The following is a 22,058-nucleotide window of genomic DNA, read 5'->3' on the forward strand; positions in this document are numbered from 1 at the left end:
TGGCGGAGCCTAACAATGTTTCCAGTATTGTGTATCAGGTCGTGACGTCAGGGTACGCCTCCTATCACGAACTCTCTACGATATACGGGCTGGAAGCTGCGCTGAATATGCTAGAAATCCATCAAGTCAGCGAATACAACAAGCGGTTAATAGAGGAACTGAGTAAGTCAGATTAATTTACTCAGCCCTCTAAGTGGCTATAATTAAATCAAACTCATCATTTCATGAGGTGATGAATGTTAAAGCCAATAGCTATTGCTTTATTGTTGTTTCCATGAGCGGTACTTGGCAAATGTAACCGAATGAATTAACAATTGGAGAAAGACAATGAAATTTGAAGAATTATCGTATGACTCACAAGAAGCGGCAATAAAAGTTCTGGCAGATCTACTGAGAATCAAGTATCAGCAGACGTTCGATTTGCCTGATAACGCAGTCAGATACCTAGGCCACAGTGTAAGAAAAGCATTTGCGGCCTTAGAAAGTGAAGAGCCTACATATGGTTCAGACGAAGATTAAGCTTTATTGAGTCCATTCCAAGCTCGCCCCTCAGATTCAGTAACTAAAACAGCAGGTCTTGAATTAACGGTTTTAGCTATGTTATAGGCTAAATCTCTTACTTCATTACGAGATTTTGAATCTGAGATAAAATTATATTCGGCGGGTGGGAGTTCATATTTACTGCCGTCATCCGAAGTAATAAATTTCGAAAATCCTTTAGCTTTCATTTTGTCATAGAGTTTCTCGTAATCTGTGCTATCTGCTTTTCTTAATTCAACCCGAACAGTAAATCTTGCCATTTCTTACTCCTTATTTTGTTTGAGAAATAAGCAACTTATCAGCTTCCTTTAATTACGGGAAGTTAGAACCACCTCGCCTGATGTGGCTAAAAGCAGGCTAATTCACTCCGCCTTGCGCGGTTTTCTTTTCGTGGACTTAATCAAATAAAACTAATCACATAGGTGATAACATGAACGCTTTTAACCCCAGTAAAGGAAGAAATATGACCATTACTTACAAAGAGCTGCGCGAGAGAAAAATCAAGCTGGACGAAAAGCGCATTGAAAATATGAATCGCGTCCGGGAAGAGGCTTTGGCATTAATTGATAAATATACAGAATCATTACAACTGGAAAATGAATCATGGGACGACTATCAAGGTAACCAAAACTCATATGTAACTACTGGAATTCTGTACGATGACGGGACTTTCAGAAAGTGCGATATAAACTCAGTAACTATTGATGATTACAGCACGATCAGTTTCTTTATATCCACCGTCATTGATGATTCACCTAGAGGGGGCAGTTTTATTCCGGTAGGTGTTACACTTTGGATTGGCGATGATGACCGCACTCATGTTCGTATTGGCGAAGACTCTGATGGCATTAAAGTGATTAACAATAACTGGGATAGAGTCTGTTTCAGGCTGAAAGACAAAGTATTTATTGGTATATCCAAGACAGAGTTAACCTATTAAAGAATTAGGTTGATTACAACAGGGTCGCAAATGCGGCCTTTTTTTATATCTCAATAAAAGGAGGCTGCGTGGCTACTCTCGTTGATACCCTACTCGTTGCACTCAAGCTGGATATGTCCGGCTTTGCAAATGATGCGAACAAAGCGATTAAAGCGCTTGATGATCTGGATAAGAAAGCTGACGGTGCATCTACGGCTGTGGCAGAGTTATCAGATAGTACCGGTCAAGCTGCGGATAGTTCCAGAGATTTGAGTCAGTCTAATGAATCTCTGACCAAATCGACTGAAACTGTCGGTAAATCCACTAAAAGCACCTCTAATGTGGTGCTGAATTTCTCCGACTCACTCAGTGAATCGTCTGATAAAGCTCAGGATATGAGCAAGTCCATTAAAGGTGCAGTCAAAGCATTGACCGGGCTGTTTGCCACTATCTTTGTTTCAACTGGTCTGACCAAACTCATTAATGATATATCCGGTGCAAATGACCAAGTTCACTTCTTGAGTAAGAATCTTGGCATGAACGCGGACACCATCAAAAAATGGCAGAACGCCGCTGAGATGTCAGGTGGCAGAGCTGACGGCATGGCGGCCACAATGTCCAGCCTCAATAAATCGTTGTGGGATTTGGTGACTGTGGGTGATGCGTCCATATTGCCATTTTTCAATGCGCTAGGTATTGGGGTGGTAGACTCCTACGGGAAAATCAGGAATCTGGACGATATTCTGTTAGATATGGCGGACTCTTTTTCCAAGATGGAGCGCCCACAGGCGTATAACATCGCTAAAAACATGGGGCTGGACGACGGAACCATCAACATGTTGCTGGAGGGCAAAGAGGCTGTTCAGAAAAAGCTGGACGCTCAGAAAAACCTCGTCATCTCTACCAAAGAGGAACTGGAATTAAACCGCCAACTCAGGGAGCAAAATTCGGTACTCGGTCAGCAATGGGAGGGGTTAAAAACACTAATAGCTAACTATTTAACGCCTTATCTTCTCAAGTTTTCAGAGAGAATTTCCGGTTTTCTTTCTTATCTGAATAAGAATCGTGAAACTGCCATCTCGGTATTTAAAGGCATTGCGACAATTATCGGAGTAGCTCTCATCCCTATGGCTATTGCCGCAGGTTCTGCCTTTCTTGCTATGTTTGCGCCTTTATTCACTGGCGTTGGGCTTATTGCTCTTTTGAGTCTTGGCTTATTGGGGCTTTATGACGATTACCAAACATGGAAAAAAGGCGGGGATTCATTATTTGACTGGTCAGAATGGAGTGATTCAATTGAGTATGTTTTGAAAAAATTAGATGAATTCAAAAAGTGGTTTAAAAACACCACCATAGGCCAATGGTTCAAAGATACGAATGGCGAAATCAGTAACTTGAAATTGGCGTTTGGTGCATTTGCCACATACTTAGCCACCAAGTGGGTTAGTAAGATTTTAGGGGCATTCGGTAAGGTATCCAGAGGGGCTAAGAATATAAAAGTTCCTGGTGGAAAATTAGGAATGGCAGGAAAAGCTGGCGCTGTTGGTTTAGCCGCTGGTGTTGCATATGAAAGTGAAGAGTATATAGATTCGGCACTCAATTCTACATTTGGTGAATATGACTGGTTCCAGCGTGTAAGAACAGCTCCGACTTGGTCTGATTTTGGTGCAGCGTTGATAGGTCAAGGTGATGCTAGATGGATTAATGGTCAGTGGGTAGATAATCGTGGTAAAGGGCTAGGAAGTCAGGTTACTGAAACCACCTTAGATATCCCTACTGGTGATCCTGAACTTGATAAGCTCAAAGCTAAGGTTCAGCGTGGTGAAATGACGTTAGATGAGCTTAATAATATCATACTGGGAAATAAACCACAGAAGCCTTTACCTCCGCCACAAAAAGGTAATACCAGAGGGGAGCGTAACAATAACCCGCTGAACATGGAATATGCCAAACAAAAAGGCGCAGCAAAAGAAGACCACCCTGAGAAACGATTTGCTAAATTTAACACTCCGTATGATGGGCTGGAGCGTACCGCGTGGCAATTGAGGCGATACTTCAATGGGCTGACCGATAACGTTAAACGCCAATCCGTCGACTTGATTATACGAAAATGGACGCCCCCAGGTGGTAAGGACAAAAATCGCACAGAGGAATATATCGATAGAGCTGCGCAGAGGCTAGGTGTAGGCAGGCATGATCGCCTAGATTTAAATAACGACGATGTTATGTTCGCGTTGATGAATGCTATGAGTCAGGAAGAAATAGGAAAACCGTTACCTTACTCCAAACCACTTATCATGGCGGCAATTAAAGGACAAGGAGATCCGATGGTCAATTTAGCAAAAAATATTAGCGCATTCTCTGAGGCAATATCAAAGCCACTTGTTCCCAATATGGATATGAACGCACCTCATGATTTTCTCTCACAGACACAGAGAATACAGAATATGCCTGTGGCCGGTGCAACTAATATCAAAGTAGATATGAATGGCGATGTTAATGTTTACTCAAATTCAGACACAATCAAGGGGACTGTAGCAGACGGAGGGGAGGCTATCAGAACGAACCTATCTCAGATAATACCATCGATGGGATAGATTGATTTTTCTGTATTTTGTTTGAGCGGTGGTTATACTTGAAGCAAATTAATCATTGTGTGGGCTGATGAATGTTAAGAAAGTCTATTGCTGTCTTGTTTTTGGTATCTTTTGTATCTGGCTGCTCCAGTCTTCCTGAACCTCAAGACAAAGTTGCTTTTAATAATTTTAGAGAGGTTTTACGAAATTATAACGCCAAGGATGACACGGCAACCTATGTAAAACCTAAATATAATACTAATCCTGAAGTAAAAATGACTATGGATGGCATATCCTATGCCATGTATATGCCAAATGAAGATGTTTTAAGCAAGGAATGCAATGAACCTGCGCCATGCGAAGAATTTGTATCAGCAGTTAGAGCTATGTTCAAACTCCATGCAAAGGAAGTAACCGCAAGTGAACGAAAGAGAATGCTCCAAATACTGCTTGATTATGGAGTCAAGGTGGGCATACCAAACGAAAGAGCGGAGAGAATAAGGCAATTTATCGAACAGCATAAATCAGAGCTTAAAAGAAAATTTGGGATTGATTAATTTAAAACTTGGAACAACATGAAAAAGATACTTCAATTTTTACTTCTTTTGTTGATTGGGTTTGTAGTTTATATGAAGTATGAAACAGACAAGAAACGTGAATATATTGAGCAGTTACAATCAAAGCCCGTTTCTCAATTAACAAAAAAAGAAAAGCAGGATCTTGCCGAACATGAAGAATTCGAGAAACAGAGGTTAGTCAGACGAGCTGAGGCAGAGAAAGAAGAGAGGAAACGCAAAGCTGAGGAAGAAAGGAAAGCTCATGAATACTACCTTGCTCATAAAGATGAGATTGAAAGGGATAAACTTAAAAGAGATATGCATTTTGCATGTAGTGAGATGCCAAAACTAAGTTTGAAATATCCTAAAACCTATGAAGAAGATCATGTCATCTTGGAAGAAAGAAAGCTTAATGGACGCCCTATCTATTTCCTGTATATCGAATTTTCAGGAACGAATGCTTTCGGGGTAAGGATGAGTCAAAAATTTCAATGCTATAGATATCTTGATGACCCTAAAGCTCCTATAATGCATTCATTCTACAATTGATAATAGCCCCGTAGGGGCTTATTTTTTAGTAAGTTTATCCAGTTGAGCTTCTACCTTGGCTAGCCTTTGAACTATGGCTGGTAGCTCATTTTCTGGAACTGCATGATCCATGTTAACCCAATGCTCAATAGCGGCAACCATCATAGCCACAGCGAGTATTGCGATTGCTGTATCTAAGTTGATTTTTTAATCTCCCTAAAAGCCAAGAGAAGCCCCTTACGGGGCTTTTTTATTGATCATTAGATGCTGCCATAAAAACTAAAAAAGTATTTAGAATTTTATTTTAAAAATTTTTTTTTATTAGTTGCTCAAGCATGGATTCGATTCTGTTCAATTGCCCTTTAAGTTCGTTTTTATTCTTAGAAAGAAACATTGGTTTTGTAAGGGTATGCTTTTGTGATTCCCATTGTGGGATATATGGTGGCTTATCACCTAGGTTAATTTCAGCTTTTATTACTGGGTAGATATAATCAAGCTCTGAAAGATCACATAACTCTGATGGATACTCAACTGTATTCAAAGAGATGATAGTGGCTCGGTTATTCTCAATAACTACTTTTTTCACTCTGATTAATTCATCTTGTGATATCAAAGCTATACCCCCACTAGAAAAATTTGCGCAAGGGTCAATAGTCACAATTGTTCCGTCAGGGAGGCTTAAGTTACCACTCCCTGCTATCATTGAATCACCATAGATGATAAAAGCAAACGCCTTTTCACTTACATCTGCCTCACATGGATAAAGTTTCGTTCCTTGAGGAATGTAGCCATTGGAAACAAAATCATCAATAGAGAATTCGCACAATATCGGGATCTGATTTATGTTTCTAATTCTTGAGAACGACTCAGCATTTGGTGCTTCACCTATGCCTACACACAACCATTCTTCTGTGGTTCCCAATGCGGATGCAATTTTTTTTAACGTTTTTAATCTTGGCCTTGCATCACCGGCTTCATAGGCGGCTATCTGCCTGACCACAGTTTCAGCTCTCGAGGCTAAATTAGCTTGTGTAAGTCCGACTGCGTTTCTGGCAGACGTTAATCTCTTCGGAAAGTTTTCATCAAACTTCATAATATCAATCACTTAAAATAAACATGAGTTTTATTGAAAAAATACTCATTAAAACTCTTGTTTTGCTGGTTGTTGTAAATTATGATGAATTTACATCATAAAAACTCACGGAAACTCATGTATGCATAATGTATCAAAAATCAACCCTACGCAAGTGCGCATTCCTCCCGAAGTAGAAGAGGGTATTTTAAGAACATCAAAGAAATATATGCGCACTAAACATGCAGATATTGTGTATCGCCTTAAGTTACTGGATGAGATGGAGAAGAAAGGTGAAATCATTATCTAATAAAGACGAAACCTCGAAGGCTGGCACCAGCGAGGCTTCTAAACTGTCAATAACTAGAAAGGAATTATAGTCATGAATAGTGTAGCAAACAGTGTAGTAGATGTCACTGCAACCATGTCAAGTCGTGAGATCGCAAAACTGACTGGTAAAAGTCATACGCATGTATGCCGCGATATTCGCACTATGTTATCTGCTTTATATGGTGGCGCTGAATCTGATTATATCCGTAAGCCAGATTTGGTTTACCTTACCAATCAACGCGTTACCTGCATTCAGTACGACAATAACAATCCCAATGCTTGGGAGTATTTACTAGACCGTCGTCATACTGAAATCTTAGTTACTGGATACGATGTTAAAAGACGTGCAGCGGTGATTGATCGCCTGTACGAATTAGAACAAGAAAGGCGCAATTCCCCTTCGAGGCTGCCGAATGTCAAAGAGCTTGCTCTTATGGTAATTCAAGCCGAAGAAGAAAAGGAACGTTTGTTACTGGAAAATAAAGACCTTGAGCACAAGGTTGAAGAAATGCAGCCTGACGTTGACGCACTGGAACGTATTGTAAAATCAGACGGCTCGATGTGCGTTACTGATGCCGCTAAGCAATTACAGATTCGTCCCAAGGCTTTGTTTGACTTCCTGAGCGAACAACACTGGATTTATAAACGCGTTAACAACGAATCATGGATCGGCTATCAAGACAAAATTCAGTCTGGTTATCTTGAGCACAAAATGGCCGTTGTTTATAAGCCTGATGGTAGCGATAAAACTACAACACAGGTTCGTGTAACCCCTAAAGGTATCTCCAAATTAGCCAAGATGTTAAATGCGGAGGTTGCGGCATGAGCAATCAATTAACCTTCCGTAATACTGTTTTTACCTCAGTAAATCATGCCAATGATATATGGCTAACCGCTCCTGAGTTAGCCAAGGCGTTACAGTACAAAAAAACGGATGCCATTACTCAAATTTATGAGCGTAATTCAGATGAGTTTAGCACAGCTATGACATTGACCCTCAATTTGAGTGTCAATGGAATAAACAATAGCTTACGTAAAAAAGTGGTTAGAGTTTTCTCACTTCGAGGTGCTCATTTGGTTGCTATGTTCTCAAAGACGAGTGTTGCTAAAGAGTTCCGTAAATGGGTGCTGGATATACTGGATCGTGAAGTTGAGAAAGAAGCAACAGAAGTTAAAACCAAGCCTCGCCTCTCAACAGCGAGTCAGTTAACCCCATTGCGCCAGACCGCCGAGCGTTTAATTACTACTGGCCTTGGTAAAATTTACCCTGACATTTGGAAACTGGTTCATGAGCATTTTGAAGTTAAACATATCTACCAGCTTTCACCAGCGCAAATAACAGAGGCGGTTGAGTTCCTGAATGTGCTGGAAGGTGAATATATACCAAGAAATGAAACTGAATCTAGTGAATTAGCTCATGACGAAATAATGAGACTCGAAAAAGCAGTATCATTGTTTAATTCTGGTTATGAGCTATGGAGAAAGAACATCTTCTTAAACCTTATCAATATGGATGTTCCTTTATCTGGACATATTAACGCCATGCTTAAAGATTCTTTAGCTTTGCTAAGGGATCTTAATAAAAGAATATCAGACAGAACCTCATCTAACTTACAGAACTAACTTGAGGCCAAGGACGGTTTCTATTAAAAAACAAGCTTATCGCAGATAATACCATCAATGGGATAAAAGAGATCTAATGGTAATTTTTTGCTGCTGGATATGAATGTGTTTCTTCTTTAATCACAGAGGTTATAATTAAATCAAGTTTGCTGAAATCTGAGGTGGTGAATGTTTAGGAAGATAGCTGTGGCTTTACTGCTGTTTCCTAGTGTTTTGTTGGCTAACAATGGCATATATCGTGATGGCAGTAATGATATTGATGCTCACGATGGGGTGTATTTTTGCAAAATTTATCCGAGTTATTTGCTTGATAAATTCGACGGTTTTCCATCGGGAGCTTCACATAAAGCCATGTTCAGCATTGAATCAACAAAGGAAGGAAAATACATAACAGCGCATCTTTACCCTGATATGGCTTTTGATTTTGGGGAAAATATACCCGGAACTCAATTTGCTGCTGATTTGAAGCTATTTAAGAAAGGTGAATCTAGTACTACATACACAGGGTTTCTCAATAGTAATAACTATGCTTTTTATATAGCATCTAAAAAACATGGTTTAGCGGCGCGGCTAAAAAGTGATCAGCATTTCTCTGCTATGGATGTGGTTCTAGGAAAGTGCGAAAGGATGAATTCTTATTAAATAGCCTTAGCTCTACAAAATTTTTGTTGCACTCTTCACACTTTCTTAAATTGCTGATCAAATAATCAGTAACACCTACTATTGACTCAGTGGTTAAATGTAAAAAATGTTTAACATTGGGTGAAGTTATGAAGATTTTATTTGATAGTGAAGAGGAATTGCTTACAGAATTAAAGATAATTAAGCCAGAAACACTGACCGATTTTTTTTCTGATCGAGTCAATGAAGCCGTTGTCTGTCCCATATGCAAAAGCAAAAAAATAAGTATTCCCTTCGGCCTTGGTGATTACGAGCCTAATCAGGCTACTAGATCTAGATTCTTGTTACCTGTAAGGCGCTACCCTGCGTTCTATTCTGATGGATTTCACATAAAAGATTATTATTTTAGAGCGATATGTTCGAATTGTGCCTATGAAATAAATTTCTCGGTAGCAGTAATCGTTGAATGGTTGAGGGAAAATCAAGGGAGTGCCGGAAATGAGTAAAGCTATTAGAGAGGAAGGAAATGTTGCGTATGTTATTGGGTGGATAGATTTAGATCAAAATCCTCATAGCGAGTATGATAAAGGTAATAGCAATGTGGAATCACGTAATAAGGAGGAGAATATGCCAGATAACTTCACCAAGACAGAATTTGAAGCCATCCTGAGGGCTAACAAAGCCGAAGTTGATGTTGTAGCTGCTACCATGCAGAAAGACATGGCAGAATGGAGAGAGCAGCAGAATACTCACCTAGCTAGCCTTAATACCACAATGCAGGCTATGTCATCAAAAATCGATGGAAAATTCGAAGCCGTAGAAGGCAAGATAGATGGCTTAAAAACAAGCATTTCGACAACGCAATGGTCAACAACAATAGGCTTGGCGTTAGTGACGATTGTCTTGTCTACCGTAATGCTGGTATCTAGTTGGATAATATCTAGCAAAGGAGCCTCATTACCCCAGCAACCAACTGTAACCCAAAGCCAGCCAGTAGAGCCTTCTCATAAATAGCCCCTTACGGGGCTTTTTTGTTGGAGCTAACTAATTCTGCAAATACTCTGGCTGTATTTAATATTTCTTCCTGTTTTTGGGTAAGCAATCTTTTAAATTCTTCTATTCCATCCTCGAATGTGGCCTGAGCATCTTCTGGCGACATGTTTGGGTCAATATGGTTAATGTTAGCGCCAAGTGCATCTTGTAAAATTTGCACTATCTCGGAGTTCATTGATCTTCCATTCTCTTCTGCTCTTTTGGCGATAGCATCCCTTAGTCCGTCAGGAAACCTAACGGTGAACTTGTCTTGCGTTTGGCTTGGGTACTTAGTCATAAATAGTTACCTTTAAAACTTAATGAAATTAGTATAGTGGCTACTTGACTTTATACGCAATGGTGCTAAATTAACTTTAGAGTCAAGTAGCCTTTAGAGTTAAATAGCCTTAATCCTAAAAAAGGAATCACAATGAACACAAACTTAGACACAAGAAAGAAAACTGGAAAGATGCAATTAAGAACCACTGAGTACCTGAAAGACCAAATCTGCCAATTGGCTGATAAAGATGGCATTTCTCAAAATTCAGTGATTAATCAGGCTATAGCTTGGTATGTAAATGAGAGGTCAAGAAGTGCAGCGCAATAAAGACGAAACCCCAACTGCGCCAACAGTTGAGGCTTCTAATTTGTCAGTAACGTTCGAAGAAACCAACGTGTCAACCCATAACAGAGAGTGACAATATGAATAATGTAGCAAATAAAAATCTTCCTGTCATTGCAGGTGTAGAAATCACTACCGACTCAGAAGGTCGTTTTAACCTGAATGCGCTTCATAAAGCGAGTGGTGGTAAAGATGCCAAGCGCCCTAAAACTTGGCTTGAAACAAAACAGGCTCAGGAGCTTGTTGATGAGCTAAGGCAGAATTCCGCCTTAGGTCAAGAAGTGCTCAAAGTACAAAAAGGCGGTATTAACCCCGGCACTTTCGCCCACGAACTTCTCGCTGTTTCATATGCCGGATGGATTAGCCCATCATTTCAATTGCAGGTAAATCAAACTTTCATTGATTACCGTTCCGGTAAGTTGGTTGATCAAGTTCAGATGCAGATCCCCCAATCACTACCAGAAGCACTTCGCCTTGCCGCTGACTTAGCAGAACAGAAAGCGGAACTTGAGCACAAGGTCGAAGAAATGAAACCGGATGTTGCAGCACTGGAGCGTATCGCAAAATCAGACGGTTCTATGTGTGTTACTGATACCGCGAAACAGTTACAGGTTCGTCCCAAGGTTCTTTTTGACATCCTGAAAGAAAATCATTGGATTTATCGTCGTATTGGTTCGGATGTGTGGATTGGATATCAAGACAAGATTCAGACTGGCTATCTTGAGCATAAGGTAACGGTAGTCATGAGAAATGATGGTAGCGAAAAAACGATAACACAGGTTCGCATCACTCCGAAAGGCATTTCGAAGCTGGCCAAGATGTTGAGTGTGAAAGAAGCAGCGTAAGGATTTTAAGCCAAGGATGGCGATCAAATACTGATCTTTTCAACAGGATTAACCAATTTAACAGTGATTGCTAGGGTTAACAATACAAATTTACACGTATTTCGTGTGTAAATGGTTGAAAATACGAGGCGTCTCGCAATTCGAAATATATCACCTTTACAAAAAGTTACAATTACGTAATAAATAGTACCGCTCTAAAACAACGAAGCCCCCGACTACTGGTAATAGTCAGAGGGCTTCTAAATCGTCTAATACCATCTCAAGGAAAATAGACATGTCTATTATAGCAACTAAAGAAGTTAGTAAAACTATTAACGTTCCATTTTATGGCTCAGATCTCTATGTTGTTAATTATAATGGTGAGCCGTATGTACCGATGATGGACTCAACTGTTATTGACATTATAAACATTGCTTTATACACTTGTCTTAGAGGCCTCGAAACCCTCCCCAAACCGGACTTAACCAACCCCGTCAGTGTTGGATTTTTTGTGCCTAATTTTGATAATAGCCTAAAAGCTATTACTCCCCCGATCAAAGTCGGGAGGGCGACTAATACAACACCTGAAAAGGGAATAAGTCCGCGGCTGTTTGGGCCGTTTCGAGCCTCCCGGCACCACACCGATTGTGGTAACTCGAAGAAACCAAACGAGGTCATCCATGACTAATCAATTAACCTTCCGTAGCACTGTATTTAATCCAGTATCCCATGCCAACAAGATTTGGTTTACTGCTGTCGAGCTAGCGAAGGCTCTTGAGTACAAAAAATCAGATGCGGTTACTCAGATTTATGACCGTAATTCCGATGAGTTTACCTCAGCGATGACTGAGACACTCAAAATGAGGGTCTCAGGGAATTACCAGAAAACAGTGCGAGTCTTCTCCCTTAGAGGTGCTCATCTGATAGCAATATTCTCAAAGACAAGTGTCGCTAAAGAGTTCCGTAAATGGGTACTGGATATACTGGATCGTGAGGTTGAGAAAACTTCGACAATTATAAAACCTCAGCCACCTAATTTCAGATACATCATTAAGATGGAGGTTTACGATAACTATCTCAACAAAACTGAAACTTTTACAGGTGGAACTGAGACGCCGGAGGGCATCATTGACGGAGTAGCAAGACGATACGGATTTTACATTGAAAACCTGCTCTCCCTGCCGATGAATATATTCTAACACCAAGCCACGGACGGCTAAAACTGATTTTGTATATACAAAAAATACGGTCTAGGAACAGAGAAATGAGCAAACATACTGATAAGCGAACAAACCTGATAGCTTCCATTGATGAAGCATGGGATAACGGTGAGCTTGGTCGCAGTGAAGCTCACGTCAAAGTGTCTGATGATATAACAGATGAACTGATTAATGAGGCATTGGATTTGCAACCAATTTCAATCAGGTTGAATAAGTCTCTGATTGAAGACCTGAAAATGATAGCTGACCTTAATGGCTTGGGCTATCAGCCGTTAATCAGGCAAGTTTTAAATCGTTTTGCCAATAGTGAGAAAAAACGGATTCTGATAGAAGCTCATAACAAAGCGATGAAAAGCGAAAAAGGAAAATCAGCAAATAAGCGCCACAGGGCAGCCTGACTAAAGCAATAACCAATCCAACCCGCTTCGGCGGGTTTTTCACTTCTAACGCCGCTTAACTGCGGTTTTTTTACACCCAAAAAGCGAGGTGCTCTATGTTCGGAATGCCAGAACTACCCAAAATGCCCGATATTCCCAACTGGAAAGGGATCCCCGATGCTGCAATGGATGCGGGTATCAGTCTGGGCGGTGCTGCATTGATAAATAAGTTGTTTGGCAATTATTGGGGGATCTTCAATCAATATGGAATTCCTCTTCTATTAGCCGACAGCGTGATATCACTGCAATACCAGAATCAGTATCGTGTAGTGAGCGCACCGATAGAAAACGGCTCATTCGCTACTTATAACAAAGTCGGGGAACCGTACAAAGTCACTGTTCAATTAAGTAAAAGCTCAGGCGGTACACTGGAGCGAGGCGCTTTTCTGTCTCAACTGGAGATTTTAGCGAAAAGCACACTGAAATTTCATGTTGTCACACCTGAATTTGTCTACACCAATGCCGCTATCGTGGGCTATGACATTGCGAGAGAGGCTAAAGATGGGGCGACCCTTCTTAAAGTGAACCTGCATCTTGAGGAAATCAGGGAGGTGACAGTCAAATATGATAAGGAAGAAGTCAAAAACCCCGATGATGCCAAGAAAAAGGATACTGGCGACCAGACACAGCAGGTTGAAGTTAATTCATCTGGTGGCTCTATGGCAACAATGTTTAAAGAAATAGGAGAGATAAACAAGGATGGCAATATGTCAACAATAAAAGTATTAGCAGAGGGTAGCAAGGTAATATTAAAAGGACTTGATGGTATTGCAAATGATTTAATAGAAGCAAAGAAGCAAGCTGAAAATATGGTTAACCAAATAAGTAACGGGAGTTTTTAATGATAACCGAAATACCTTTAGAAAAAATTCCGAATCAAACTCTTTCCTTTTTTTTAGAAAGTGATAATTACGATTTAACATTAGAAACAAGACTCGATAATTTATTCGCTACTGTTAAGAAAAATGGGGAATATCTGGTATGTAATCGTGTTTGTCGGAATATGACTTATATCTGTCAGTGGCTGGTGTTCTCAGATATAGAAGGTAATACCGATCCAGAATATTCACAATTAGGCTCTCGATATAGGTTGGTATGGATAAATGGCTTTTAATCGAAAATCAATAAGAATCACCCTCACCCTCTCAGGTAAAGACGAATCGTTCACCTCCAGTAATCAAAACAAACTCTCTGCAACCGGACTTCGGATCAGCGCCGAGATTAACTACGGCAATGGCGCCATTACGCCTCATGCGCGAATTAAAGCCTACGGGTTGCCAATGGAAACAATGGAGAAGCTGTTACGTATCAAATGGAATGAGATAACCGCATTGCGCAATAACGTAACGATTGAGGCCGGTGAGGAAGGCGAAGAGTTATCACAGGTCTTTAAAGGCGGTATCACTTTTGCTTATCCCGATTTTGGCGATGTGCCTAATGTGGCGCTGGTGATTGAGTCTCAGACTGCTGTATTGGATAAAATGATGGGTGTTGATGCAGAGAGCTACGAGGGCGATCACGATGCTATTACTATCATGGCAAACATCTGTAAACGCATAGGCTATACCTTTGAGCCTAATGACGTCAGCGTCAGCGTATCCAACCCGTATCTGCACGGTACTGAAATCGACAAAATCCGGCAACTGGCCCATGCCGCCAATCTGGATTTGTATATTGAAAATAAAAATATTGCTGTTACCTACAAAGATTTCCCCCGACGAACATTAAAAATTCCGGTTATCTCACCTGATACTGGATTAATTGGTTATCCGGTTCCGACCATGATCGGGGTTCAGTTCAAGTGCTTCTATGACTCATTAGTGAGGTTCGGTGGCATCGTGCGCATTGCCGACAGCCAGATAAAAATCTGTAACGGTGACTGGTTGATCTACGGAATCAGGACAATATTAGAAACTGAGCAGGATTCGGCACAGTGGTTCATGGAGGTCTCAGCCAGTCGGAGAGGTGATAACCATGTCGCAATCAAAAAATGAACGGGTATCGTTATATGACCCACAGACTACGGCGGGTGGCGCTCGCAGTCAGGAGGCGATCATCTGGTCACTCATTGGCAAGATGGGAACAGTAACAATCTGCAAGGTGATGAAAGTTCGTGGTGGTGGCGTTGCTCCTGTGGGTTATGTTGACATTCTGCCACTAGTGCAACAGGTAGACGGAGCAGGGAATGTCTACGAGAATGCCATTATCTACAACGTGCCCTATTTCCGGTATCAGGGTGGTGCAAATGCCGTTATTCTCGACCCGAAACCCGGTGATTTGGGTATTTGCCTCGTTTGTACCCGTGACATTTCAAAGGTGAAGCGAGCCAAGAACTCAGCGCCGCCGGAGAGTAAGCGGCGGTTCGATTGGTCTGACAGCCTCTATATCGGCGGCCTGCTGAATGGCGCACCAAGCCAGTATGTCCATTTTCTGGATAGCGGCATTAACGTTGTTGCTACAGGGGTAGTGAATGTCAAAGGCACGAAAATCATTTTAGATGCACCAGTAGAGACGACCAGTACTATTCAGGCCAAAAGCGATATCACCGACAACACCACGACCAACAGCTTGTCTATGGAGAGAATGCGTCAAGTTTACAACAGTCATACCCATCCAGAGCACGGGCAAGGCGCTAACACCAGCCCACCTAACCAAAAGGCTTAACATGCGGACATTATTTCTAATGCCTGCCACATGGGATCTCACTCTCGATGTGGCGGGGAATATTGCTATTGCCTCAGACCAGTACGCCAGAGCGCAATCAGTGGCTAATGCCTGTCGGGTGTTTGTGAAAGATACGTACTACTCACAGGGCGCGGGCATCCCCTATCTGGAGGAAATACTAGGCAAAAACCGGTATTCACTGGCGATGTACCGGAAAAATCTGGAGGACGCCGCGATGTCAGTCGAGGGAGTAGTTTCTGCCACAGCGGAACTGAGTACAGCCAATGACAGGATTGTGCGGGGCAGAATTAAATTTACCGACATTGACGGACGGGAGGGAGTAATAGAACTATGATACCGAAACTACAAATCACCCCTCAGGGGATATTAGCGCCACCGACCGATGAGATAATCGCGGGAGTGTGGCGGCTAATGCAGTCCTGTTTTGGCGATAATCTCAATAAATCAATGGATACACCGCAGGGTCAATTAGTCACTACCCTGACCGCCATTATCACCGACGAACGAAATACTCTTATTAACCTCCTAAATAGTTTTGACCCCCGATATGCTGACGGCATGATGCAAGATGCGCTGGGTTATATCTATTTTCTACAGCGTCATCGGGCGACAAAATCTGTTGCCGAGGTCACGATTAACGGGCTGGCAAACACGGTTATTCCTGCTGGATTTCAGGTCACAGATGATACTGGAAAAACATGGAGCACCCAGATAGAAGCGAGGATTGACGATAACGGACTGGCAATAGTGCACGTTTATTGTGATGTTACTGGCAGAGTTTCAGCCTCGGTTGGAGCTATTAGCCGCGTTGTCAAAAACATCAATGGGGTTGACTCGGTCATCAATAAAACCGCCGCCATTGTTGGCAGGGATGATGAATCACGGCAGGAGTTTGAACTGAGGCGGCAGGAGTCTGTCGCTATCAATGCCAAAAACACCAATGCCGCCACCTATGGTGCAGTATCTAACATCAAAAATGTCATTGACTGTTACGTCGTCGATAACCCAGATAGTGAAACTATTACAGTCGGAGTAACTAATTACCCGTTAATCCGAAATTCTATCGCTGTCTCTGTGGTAGGTGGTGATGATAATGAGATAGCACGACAGATTTTGGCTCGAGCCGGAACCGGCTGCTCATTTGTGGGGAATACGACAGTCAAATATGAGGACACGGACAATTTCCCTTATCTGCCGCCCAGTTATGACATTAAATTCATCCGGCCACATCATATTCCTATTGAATTCATTGTGACATTTGAGAATAAATTGGGATTGACGCACCAAGATAAATTAGCTGTTCACAAGGCTGTTTTGAATGAATTTGAAGCAGGGAGAGGGAAAGGTCGGATAGCCAAGCGGCTAATTGCCAGTGACTATATTTGCGCAACCGCCCAGTCAACACGAGAGCGGCTAATATCGATTCAAATAGCAAGAAAGAAAGGCGCTGTGGCTAATTATCTCGATTTCGGTATTGATGAGTTTCCGACATTATCTATAGATGATATAAGGATTGAGTGATGAAAGATATCCGTGAAACATTACTCAGCCAGTACGCCAATAGCCCTACCATCTGCACTATTCTCAACTCAATAAATGAAACCATCGACCCCAGAGCTAATGCCGACGAGTTTTATAATTTGGCGGTCAACGTTCTCACGGCGAGAGGATTCGGATTAGATATTTGGGGGCGTATTGTTGGTATTGGCAGAGATTTATCTATACCCGACCCGAATGTGGATTATTTCGGATTTAAAGAAACGAAAAAATTTACACCATTCGACCAGTCACCATTTTATTCTGGAGGAACTGATGCGTCATATATGATGGATGATTCAACATTCAGGGAGGTTATTCTAATGAGGGCGTATTCAAATATACTGTATGCAACCGCACCTAATATTAATAATTGGCTGGGTTGTTGCTTTTTGCGGGGCCGTTCATATTATCTAATAACCGGACATATGACAGCCAGATATGTATTTGAATATAGATTATCTGAATTAGAAAAAAATCTGATTTACAACCGACAAATATTACCCCGCCCATCGGGAGTGAAAATCAGCATTGTAGAATTACCATTAGGTGAATTTTTCGGATTTTACGGAACCGGATTTCAACCATTTGGTCAGGCATCATTTGCATAACAGGTGAATAATGAAAAACCCAAATTTAATAGCAAAACCTTTTGCTCAAAATGGACAAAAGGACGAAATACCCTCTGATTACAAATCAGATTTACCCAGCCAAAAAGCAACGTGGGACACAGGATTCCCGCAAATTACTATGATGCCCGTGACGGCTGGTGGATTGCCGCCAAGTGGCAGAGATTTTAACGGTATATTTAATCAGATATCCGATAATATCGTTCATTTATCCAAGGGCGGAAAATATAAATTCTCACTAGAGTATGCCAATTCTATTGGCGGGTATTCCAGAGGGGCAATATTACAATCGGATGATGAAACAAAAGAGTTTCAGAGTTTAATCAACAACAATAAAATTGATTTTAATACAGCGTCAGCGGATAAAATTAATTCAGCATGGAAACTGGTTAATACAAATCAAATTCTGGATGAACTGAATAAAAAATTCGATAAATCGGATGTGGTTCAATCTATAGGTGGTGGTACATTACAGGTAATGAGCCAGAAATCCACAACCGATGCCCTAAATAATCGCCTCGAAAAATCCCAGAACGGGGCAGATATCCCCAACAAACCGGAGTTTGTGAAAAACCTCGGTTTATCGGGAACGGCAGAGCTGGCGAAAAATGCCCTGTCCAAATCTCAGAATGGGGCGGATATTCCTGATAAGACGCTGTTTGCGACGAATACTGGTGCGTTAATAGCCAATAATGCCATTATTCATGGTGACGTCGGGAGTAATAACAATGTGCCAAATCATGATTACGACAATATACCGGTTAACCAAACATTTTTTGGATACAGCAATGGGAAAAACAATGGGGGCGTTTCCGGGCCAGGGGTGCATTTTTCTGGATTGTACAACGCATACTGCGTCATGATACAGGCGGATCATCACAGTGGTGGTCGCAAATTGATATTTAGGACACGTAATGGTAATAATGGGATATGGAATCCGTGGTGGATGATTTGGCACACAGGTAACACCACCACAGATACGAACGGCTATCTGAAAAAAGCCAGCCCCATTATCCAAATCTACCCCGATGGCAAATTCATCACCAACAACGAATCAGAGGGCGCGACTGTCACTAAACTCGGCATTGGCCATTATCAGATATCCGGCGTATTGGGTTATAACGCTGACGGAGCATGGGGTGTCCACGGCGGTATCTCCTCCCCGAAGAACAACAACGGGCTGGAACTCATTTACATTGATGACACAGTGAAAAAATGCGGCGGCATCATCATTCGTACTTTCCACCGTCAGCATACCCATTTACCCGAACGGTTCCAGAACAGGCGGATAAAAGAAATCGTGGATGGTGAAAAAGTCTACTATGCCGATGCCGAACCCTGCGACATTCCCGAAGGTTGTCGCTTAGATGTCCGTGTCCAGATGCCGGAAGATTCGGTGTGGAATGTGGGGCAGGGGGAGGTGAATTCGGAGCCTTGACGATAGAAAAGCCCTCGCGGGGGAGGGCTGATAGCTACTAAGCGGCTCTTACTATATAGTTGAATGCTATGTTGCGGGGGCGTGTTTCGTCACCGCCTGTATTGTTAGCAATTGAGTTTTCAGTAGCGCGTCCTATTACATCTCTGCCAATTGGGTAGCGGAGTTTATCTGGGAGGCCTTGGTATAAGGCTAGATAATTGCCACCGTTACCTTCCGCCAGTTGTATCTTTTTTGTTCTGTCAGCTTGCCACGATAAAACTTGGCGATTCGAGTCTACTCCGCGCTCATCATCCCAACCACGAATAAATTCCCCCCTTAAATCAGGCAATCTGCCCGATGGATAGGCAAGGGCAAGTTTCGGATATCTTACTGTATCAAATACTTCACCATTACATTTAAGCCAACCGTCCGGTGGAATTTCTGACGGCCAAGGAATAGGAACTCCAACGGGTAAGGCAGTATAACCAAAGTCTTCATAGGATTGTTGTTTTGGTACTGTGTCTTTTAAATTTGATACGTCAGGTTTTTTATCTTGCATAGCTATTCCCTCATTTAATCAACAATACACATTGCTAAGTAACATGAAAGCGGGATGCTTCTCCGCCGGTGAACATCAATAAAATCGGTTCATCAATACTGGAGAGTACGGCTTGATTAACTTTAATGGGTGAGATACACGTTTTGATGACAGGATGACATAAAATGACAGATGGTGAATTAATGAAATTTATCAAATGGCTGATAAAACTTAGCATACTAAAAGCGGGATTCCCCGTCTTTTAACCCCTTGATTTAATTGAATTATCGCTCAATGCAGGAAATAAGTAAAATCAACGAGTTAGCTAAAGGTGGGATATCTCACCTTTAAATCAGCACACTTCTGTTTCAAACGGAGGCGTGAATTAACTCTAGGGGTTACTTGAGGTTAAGGGGACCTATTGTCGAGGTCATTAGCTCAGTGACCTCGAAGAATACCGTGGTCCTCACTTTGGTTATAACTCTTTGATGATAGGTACCATTTAATGGTATTGAAGAAATGCAATATTAAAATTAAACGCAATATTTAGTGTAGAACTTTCTTATTTTCGGAGTTACGTGAGGAGAAATATTAAACCCGCTCAATATCCTATCAAACACATCATTACGGCAGGGTTCAGATACTCTTATGTCGCCAGCAATGACTTGACTTGTCACTGTGCCAACTCCCAGTACCTCAGCTTTCTTGTAAAGAATATAACTATCATGTTTCACAAAAGGATGGTCGCCAACACTTAAAATGCAACTGTTGTCATATTCAATATCTGGGTAAATAGTAGTTAAGTTAACAGCAAGAAAACATTCTTTCGTAAGCTGGGGATAAAATACAGGATCGCTGCAAATAAAGAATAGATGCTCCTTTGCGCCTGTAAGTAGCATTATGGTTCCTTTCTTAACAGGCACAAAGTTAATTGTCATATCAGTCCGCTAACAACCCGATCTAGTTCGTTTTGTTCTCGCATCCTGTTTGCAAGTTGTGTCGCAGCCTCATTTGATTTTCCAAGGGCAAGGAAAACGTTTCTTGGGTCGATCGAGTATGAACCACCGTGAGGATCGATCCACTCAGGGCAATGCGAGTGTGTGTAGTCCCTTATCTGCCATTTTGTCATATGACCGTATTCTGAATAAGCGCCATTCAGAATAGCAAGCTCAGCATCTGTCAACTCGTCATATTCATCGCGCTCAACTGATGGTAGCTTTGTCACCAGTTCATAATTACTAGCGCCAGCAATCCACCTTCCCCAGCCCTCATCTGAACCTTGGCTAGAGCCATTCATTAAATCGAGTGAATATGAAAGCACCGGTCCGTGAGGCATAGACACCATACGGTCACCGCTGATTGACTCCCCGTATTTCCTCATACACTCTCTGTCGGACAGATACATGAGCTTCATGAGTTTCAGGTATGCCATGCGCCCGCCACCTTTCGACAGCAGGTACGCAGCCATTTGGGCTACTTTTATTTCGCAAAACATAGAAACCTCCAATGAATCCGTGTTATCAAATTGATAACTCTCACGGAGGAGTATATCTTAAGGTATAAATATTCTCTATTATTTCCGTCTTTTTTGAGATATTTCACAACCAATTTTCTTTACAAAATGCACATAATAAATTGATTTATATATGAAAAACAAATGTGTTGCAAATGTCATTTTTTTGTGATTTTCAGGGTTTATTGACACAGCTCCCTAATCTATCCACCACCCCAGTATCATTTGCTCTGAGGTGGTGAGGTGCTCCCTGATTTCAAATTGGACAAGTTTTTGGATGATTATACATCGGCTGAAATTTTAGCTGATGGGTATGCGAAAAATTTCTCACACCTCAGTAACCCTTTGATTCTTTCGAGGTCCTCACTTTGGGAACTGGAAATACTGGAATGTTTCCGGCGGTCAAAGTGACGGCCTCGAATAAATCAATGGGTTACAATGATAGCTTGAAAAGTAAGCAGACGGCATATTTGCAGTCTGCTTGTAATTTGAGCGCCGATAATATCGGTGTGCAAACTGGTGACCATTTGTCCCGACGAATTTCGTCGATGCAAAATCCAATGTCCCATTATCAGACTTTGAGCGTAAATGATATTTACTCACAGAATTTGCAGGGCAGTAATACTGACTCACAGAATTTGTACACCTCATTAAGGGTTGCACAAACTTTCCGCGTATCATTTAGCGACGCGGTTAATTTGCGGTCATCATTGAGTGGAGCACAAAAAGAAAAGGATAGCACGGCGAATGCTACCCTTTGGGATCACGCATATTTGAGTCATGAGATAAATCAGTCAGTTAACTTGCCCTCTTTAAGAGGGTCAGTTTGAGCACCGAAA

The 22,058-nt window shown here is 41.7% G+C and carries 28 protein-coding genes and 2 pseudogenes; 24 read left to right on the forward strand and 6 right to left on the reverse strand.

Features of this window, described 5'->3' with window-relative positions; translation table 11 throughout:
* The first annotated feature begins 327 nt into the window (after positions 1–327).
* Positions 328–519: a hypothetical protein gene (locus AAY47_RS15800; protein WP_047771087.1), complete on the forward strand. Its 192-nt coding sequence runs from the start codon at positions 328–330 to the stop codon at positions 517–519.
* Here the strand turns inward: AAY47_RS15800 and ghoS are convergent.
* Positions 516–800, reverse strand: a complete 285-nt coding sequence (gene ghoS, locus AAY47_RS15805) for a type V toxin-antitoxin system endoribonuclease antitoxin GhoS (RefSeq protein ID WP_047771088.1) — start codon at positions 798–800, stop codon at positions 516–518. The two genes, AAY47_RS15800 and ghoS, sit on opposite strands and share 4 nt — an antisense overlap.
* Before the next feature lie 203 nt (positions 801–1,003).
* Between ghoS and AAY47_RS15810 the strand changes: the two genes are divergently transcribed.
* The 4 genes from AAY47_RS15810 (at position 1,004) to AAY47_RS15825 (ending at position 5,141) form a co-directional block, all read left to right on the forward strand.
* On the forward strand, positions 1,004–1,480 hold the full coding sequence (locus AAY47_RS15810) for a hypothetical protein (protein WP_047771089.1): 477 nt from the start codon (positions 1,004–1,006) through the stop codon (positions 1,478–1,480).
* Between the two features lie 68 nt (positions 1,481–1,548).
* A complete protein-coding gene (locus tag AAY47_RS20050) occupies positions 1,549–4,056 on the forward strand; it encodes a hypothetical protein (RefSeq protein ID WP_053014309.1) in 2,508 nt (835 codons plus the stop codon).
* A 71-nt stretch (positions 4,057–4,127) separates the two neighbouring features.
* Entirely contained in the window at positions 4,128–4,592 is a 465-nt protein-coding gene (locus AAY47_RS15820; RefSeq protein WP_047771090.1) for a hypothetical protein, read from the forward strand.
* An 18-nt stretch (positions 4,593–4,610) separates the two neighbouring features.
* Complete coding sequence (locus AAY47_RS15825; RefSeq protein WP_047771091.1) at positions 4,611–5,141, forward strand: hypothetical protein; 531 nt, start codon at positions 4,611–4,613, stop codon at positions 5,139–5,141.
* Between the two features lie 283 nt (positions 5,142–5,424).
* Here AAY47_RS15825 and AAY47_RS20055 read toward each other — a convergent pair whose 3' ends face one another.
* A complete protein-coding gene (locus AAY47_RS20055) occupies positions 5,425–6,213 on the reverse strand; it encodes a helix-turn-helix domain-containing protein (RefSeq protein ID WP_152669821.1) in 789 nt (262 codons plus the stop codon).
* A gap of 121 nt (positions 6,214–6,334) precedes the next feature.
* Here AAY47_RS20055 and AAY47_RS22060 point away from each other — a divergent pair, with 121 nt between their 5' ends.
* The 6 genes and pseudogenes from AAY47_RS22060 to AAY47_RS15855 all read left to right on the forward strand — a co-directional run bounded on the left by AAY47_RS22060 (position 6,335) and on the right by AAY47_RS15855 (position 9,780).
* On the forward strand, positions 6,335–6,502 hold the full coding sequence (locus tag AAY47_RS22060; protein ID WP_160300209.1) for a hypothetical protein: 168 nt from the start codon (positions 6,335–6,337) through the stop codon (positions 6,500–6,502).
* A gap of 72 nt (positions 6,503–6,574) precedes the next feature.
* Positions 6,575–7,348 (forward strand): phage antirepressor KilAC domain-containing protein, encoded by a 774-nt coding sequence (locus tag AAY47_RS21795; protein ID WP_047771092.1) that lies wholly within the window; start codon positions 6,575–6,577, stop codon positions 7,346–7,348.
* Positions 7,345–7,674, forward strand: a pseudogene (locus AAY47_RS23200) (Bro-N domain-containing protein); the annotation flags it as partial. The gene AAY47_RS21795 and the pseudogene AAY47_RS23200, both read left to right, overlap by 4 nt.
* A 657-nt stretch (positions 7,675–8,331) precedes the next feature.
* Entirely contained in the window at positions 8,332–8,787 is a 456-nt protein-coding gene (locus tag AAY47_RS15845; protein ID WP_152669822.1) for a hypothetical protein, read from the forward strand.
* A 128-nt stretch (positions 8,788–8,915) separates the two neighbouring features.
* The gene (locus AAY47_RS15850; RefSeq protein WP_047771094.1) at positions 8,916–9,272 is read left to right on the forward strand and encodes a hypothetical protein; all 357 of its coding nucleotides are present in this window, start codon (positions 8,916–8,918) and stop codon (positions 9,270–9,272) included.
* Complete coding sequence (locus AAY47_RS15855) at positions 9,265–9,780, forward strand: hypothetical protein (RefSeq protein ID WP_053014311.1); 516 nt, start codon at positions 9,265–9,267, stop codon at positions 9,778–9,780. The genes AAY47_RS15850 and AAY47_RS15855 overlap by 8 nt, the downstream gene beginning before the upstream one ends.
* A gap of 4 nt (positions 9,781–9,784) precedes the next feature.
* Here the strand turns inward: AAY47_RS15855 and AAY47_RS20855 are convergent, their stop codons facing one another.
* Positions 9,785–10,096, reverse strand: a complete 312-nt coding sequence (locus AAY47_RS20855; protein WP_047771095.1) for an Arc family DNA-binding protein — start codon at positions 10,094–10,096, stop codon at positions 9,785–9,787.
* A 132-nt stretch (positions 10,097–10,228) separates the two neighbouring features.
* Between AAY47_RS20855 and AAY47_RS22300 the strand changes: the two genes are divergently transcribed.
* The 13 genes from AAY47_RS22300 (at position 10,229) to AAY47_RS22870 (ending at position 19,189) form a co-directional block, all read left to right on the forward strand.
* Positions 10,229–10,405, forward strand: a complete 177-nt coding sequence (locus AAY47_RS22300) for a hypothetical protein (protein ID WP_167400591.1) — start codon at positions 10,229–10,231, stop codon at positions 10,403–10,405.
* Between the two features lie 95 nt (positions 10,406–10,500).
* Entirely contained in the window at positions 10,501–11,265 is a 765-nt protein-coding gene (locus AAY47_RS22865; protein ID WP_047771096.1) for a phage antirepressor KilAC domain-containing protein, read from the forward strand.
* A gap of 274 nt (positions 11,266–11,539) precedes the next feature.
* On the forward strand, positions 11,540–11,932 hold the full coding sequence (locus AAY47_RS15870; protein ID WP_047771097.1) for a hypothetical protein: 393 nt from the start codon (positions 11,540–11,542) through the stop codon (positions 11,930–11,932).
* Positions 11,925–12,443, forward strand: a complete 519-nt coding sequence (locus AAY47_RS15875; protein WP_053014312.1) for a Bro-N domain-containing protein — start codon at positions 11,925–11,927, stop codon at positions 12,441–12,443. Before AAY47_RS15870 ends, AAY47_RS15875 begins: the two co-directional genes overlap by 8 nt.
* A 65-nt stretch (positions 12,444–12,508) precedes the next feature.
* On the forward strand, positions 12,509–12,862 hold the full coding sequence (locus AAY47_RS15880; RefSeq protein ID WP_047771098.1) for a hypothetical protein: 354 nt from the start codon (positions 12,509–12,511) through the stop codon (positions 12,860–12,862).
* A gap of 95 nt (positions 12,863–12,957) precedes the next feature.
* Positions 12,958–13,743, forward strand: coding sequence for a phage baseplate protein (locus tag AAY47_RS15885; protein WP_072059810.1), 786 nt, complete (start codon positions 12,958–12,960; stop codon positions 13,741–13,743).
* The gene (locus AAY47_RS15890; protein ID WP_047771100.1) at positions 13,743–14,015 is read left to right on the forward strand and encodes a hypothetical protein; all 273 of its coding nucleotides are present in this window, start codon (positions 13,743–13,745) and stop codon (positions 14,013–14,015) included. The genes AAY47_RS15885 and AAY47_RS15890 overlap by 1 nt, the downstream gene beginning before the upstream one ends.
* Positions 14,005–14,895 (forward strand): baseplate hub protein, encoded by an 891-nt coding sequence (locus AAY47_RS15895; RefSeq protein WP_047771101.1) that lies wholly within the window; start codon positions 14,005–14,007, stop codon positions 14,893–14,895. Before AAY47_RS15890 ends, AAY47_RS15895 begins: the two co-directional genes overlap by 11 nt.
* Positions 14,876–15,565, forward strand: coding sequence for a Gp138 family membrane-puncturing spike protein (locus AAY47_RS15900; protein WP_047771102.1), 690 nt, complete (start codon positions 14,876–14,878; stop codon positions 15,563–15,565). The genes AAY47_RS15895 and AAY47_RS15900 overlap by 20 nt, the downstream gene beginning before the upstream one ends.
* A 1-nt stretch (position 15,566) precedes the next feature.
* The gene (locus tag AAY47_RS15905; RefSeq protein ID WP_047771103.1) at positions 15,567–15,920 is read left to right on the forward strand and encodes a hypothetical protein; all 354 of its coding nucleotides are present in this window, start codon (positions 15,567–15,569) and stop codon (positions 15,918–15,920) included.
* The gene (locus AAY47_RS15910) at positions 15,917–17,107 is read left to right on the forward strand and encodes a baseplate J/gp47 family protein (RefSeq protein ID WP_047771104.1); all 1,191 of its coding nucleotides are present in this window, start codon (positions 15,917–15,919) and stop codon (positions 17,105–17,107) included. The genes AAY47_RS15905 and AAY47_RS15910 overlap by 4 nt, the downstream gene beginning before the upstream one ends.
* The gene (locus AAY47_RS15915) at positions 17,107–17,733 is read left to right on the forward strand and encodes a DUF2612 domain-containing protein (protein WP_047771105.1); all 627 of its coding nucleotides are present in this window, start codon (positions 17,107–17,109) and stop codon (positions 17,731–17,733) included. The genes AAY47_RS15910 and AAY47_RS15915 overlap by 1 nt, the downstream gene beginning before the upstream one ends.
* Positions 17,734–17,743: 10 nt before the next feature.
* Positions 17,744–19,189 carry a hypothetical protein gene (locus AAY47_RS22870; protein WP_053014313.1) on the forward strand — a complete coding sequence of 482 codons (1,446 nt, stop codon included), beginning with the start codon at positions 17,744–17,746 and terminating at the stop codon, positions 19,187–19,189.
* A 37-nt stretch (positions 19,190–19,226) separates the two neighbouring features.
* Here the strand turns inward: AAY47_RS22870 and AAY47_RS15930 are convergent.
* From AAY47_RS15930 to AAY47_RS15945, 3 genes and pseudogenes are all read right to left on the reverse strand, one after another.
* Positions 19,227–19,649: pseudogene (locus AAY47_RS15930) on the reverse strand (phage tail protein); the annotation flags it as partial.
* Positions 19,650–20,239: 590 nt separating this feature from the next.
* A complete protein-coding gene (locus tag AAY47_RS21810; RefSeq protein ID WP_152669823.1) occupies positions 20,240–20,644 on the reverse strand; it encodes a hypothetical protein in 405 nt (134 codons plus the stop codon).
* On the reverse strand, positions 20,641–21,138 hold the full coding sequence (locus tag AAY47_RS15945; protein WP_235428381.1) for a Panacea domain-containing protein: 498 nt from the start codon (positions 21,136–21,138) through the stop codon (positions 20,641–20,643). The genes AAY47_RS21810 and AAY47_RS15945 overlap by 4 nt, the downstream gene beginning before the upstream one ends.
* Positions 21,139–22,058: the final 920 nt, after the last annotated feature.

It is taken from the genome of Xenorhabdus griffiniae, assembly GCF_001028135.1.
GTDB classification, from domain to species: domain Bacteria; phylum Pseudomonadota; class Gammaproteobacteria; order Enterobacterales; family Enterobacteriaceae; genus Xenorhabdus; species Xenorhabdus bakwenae.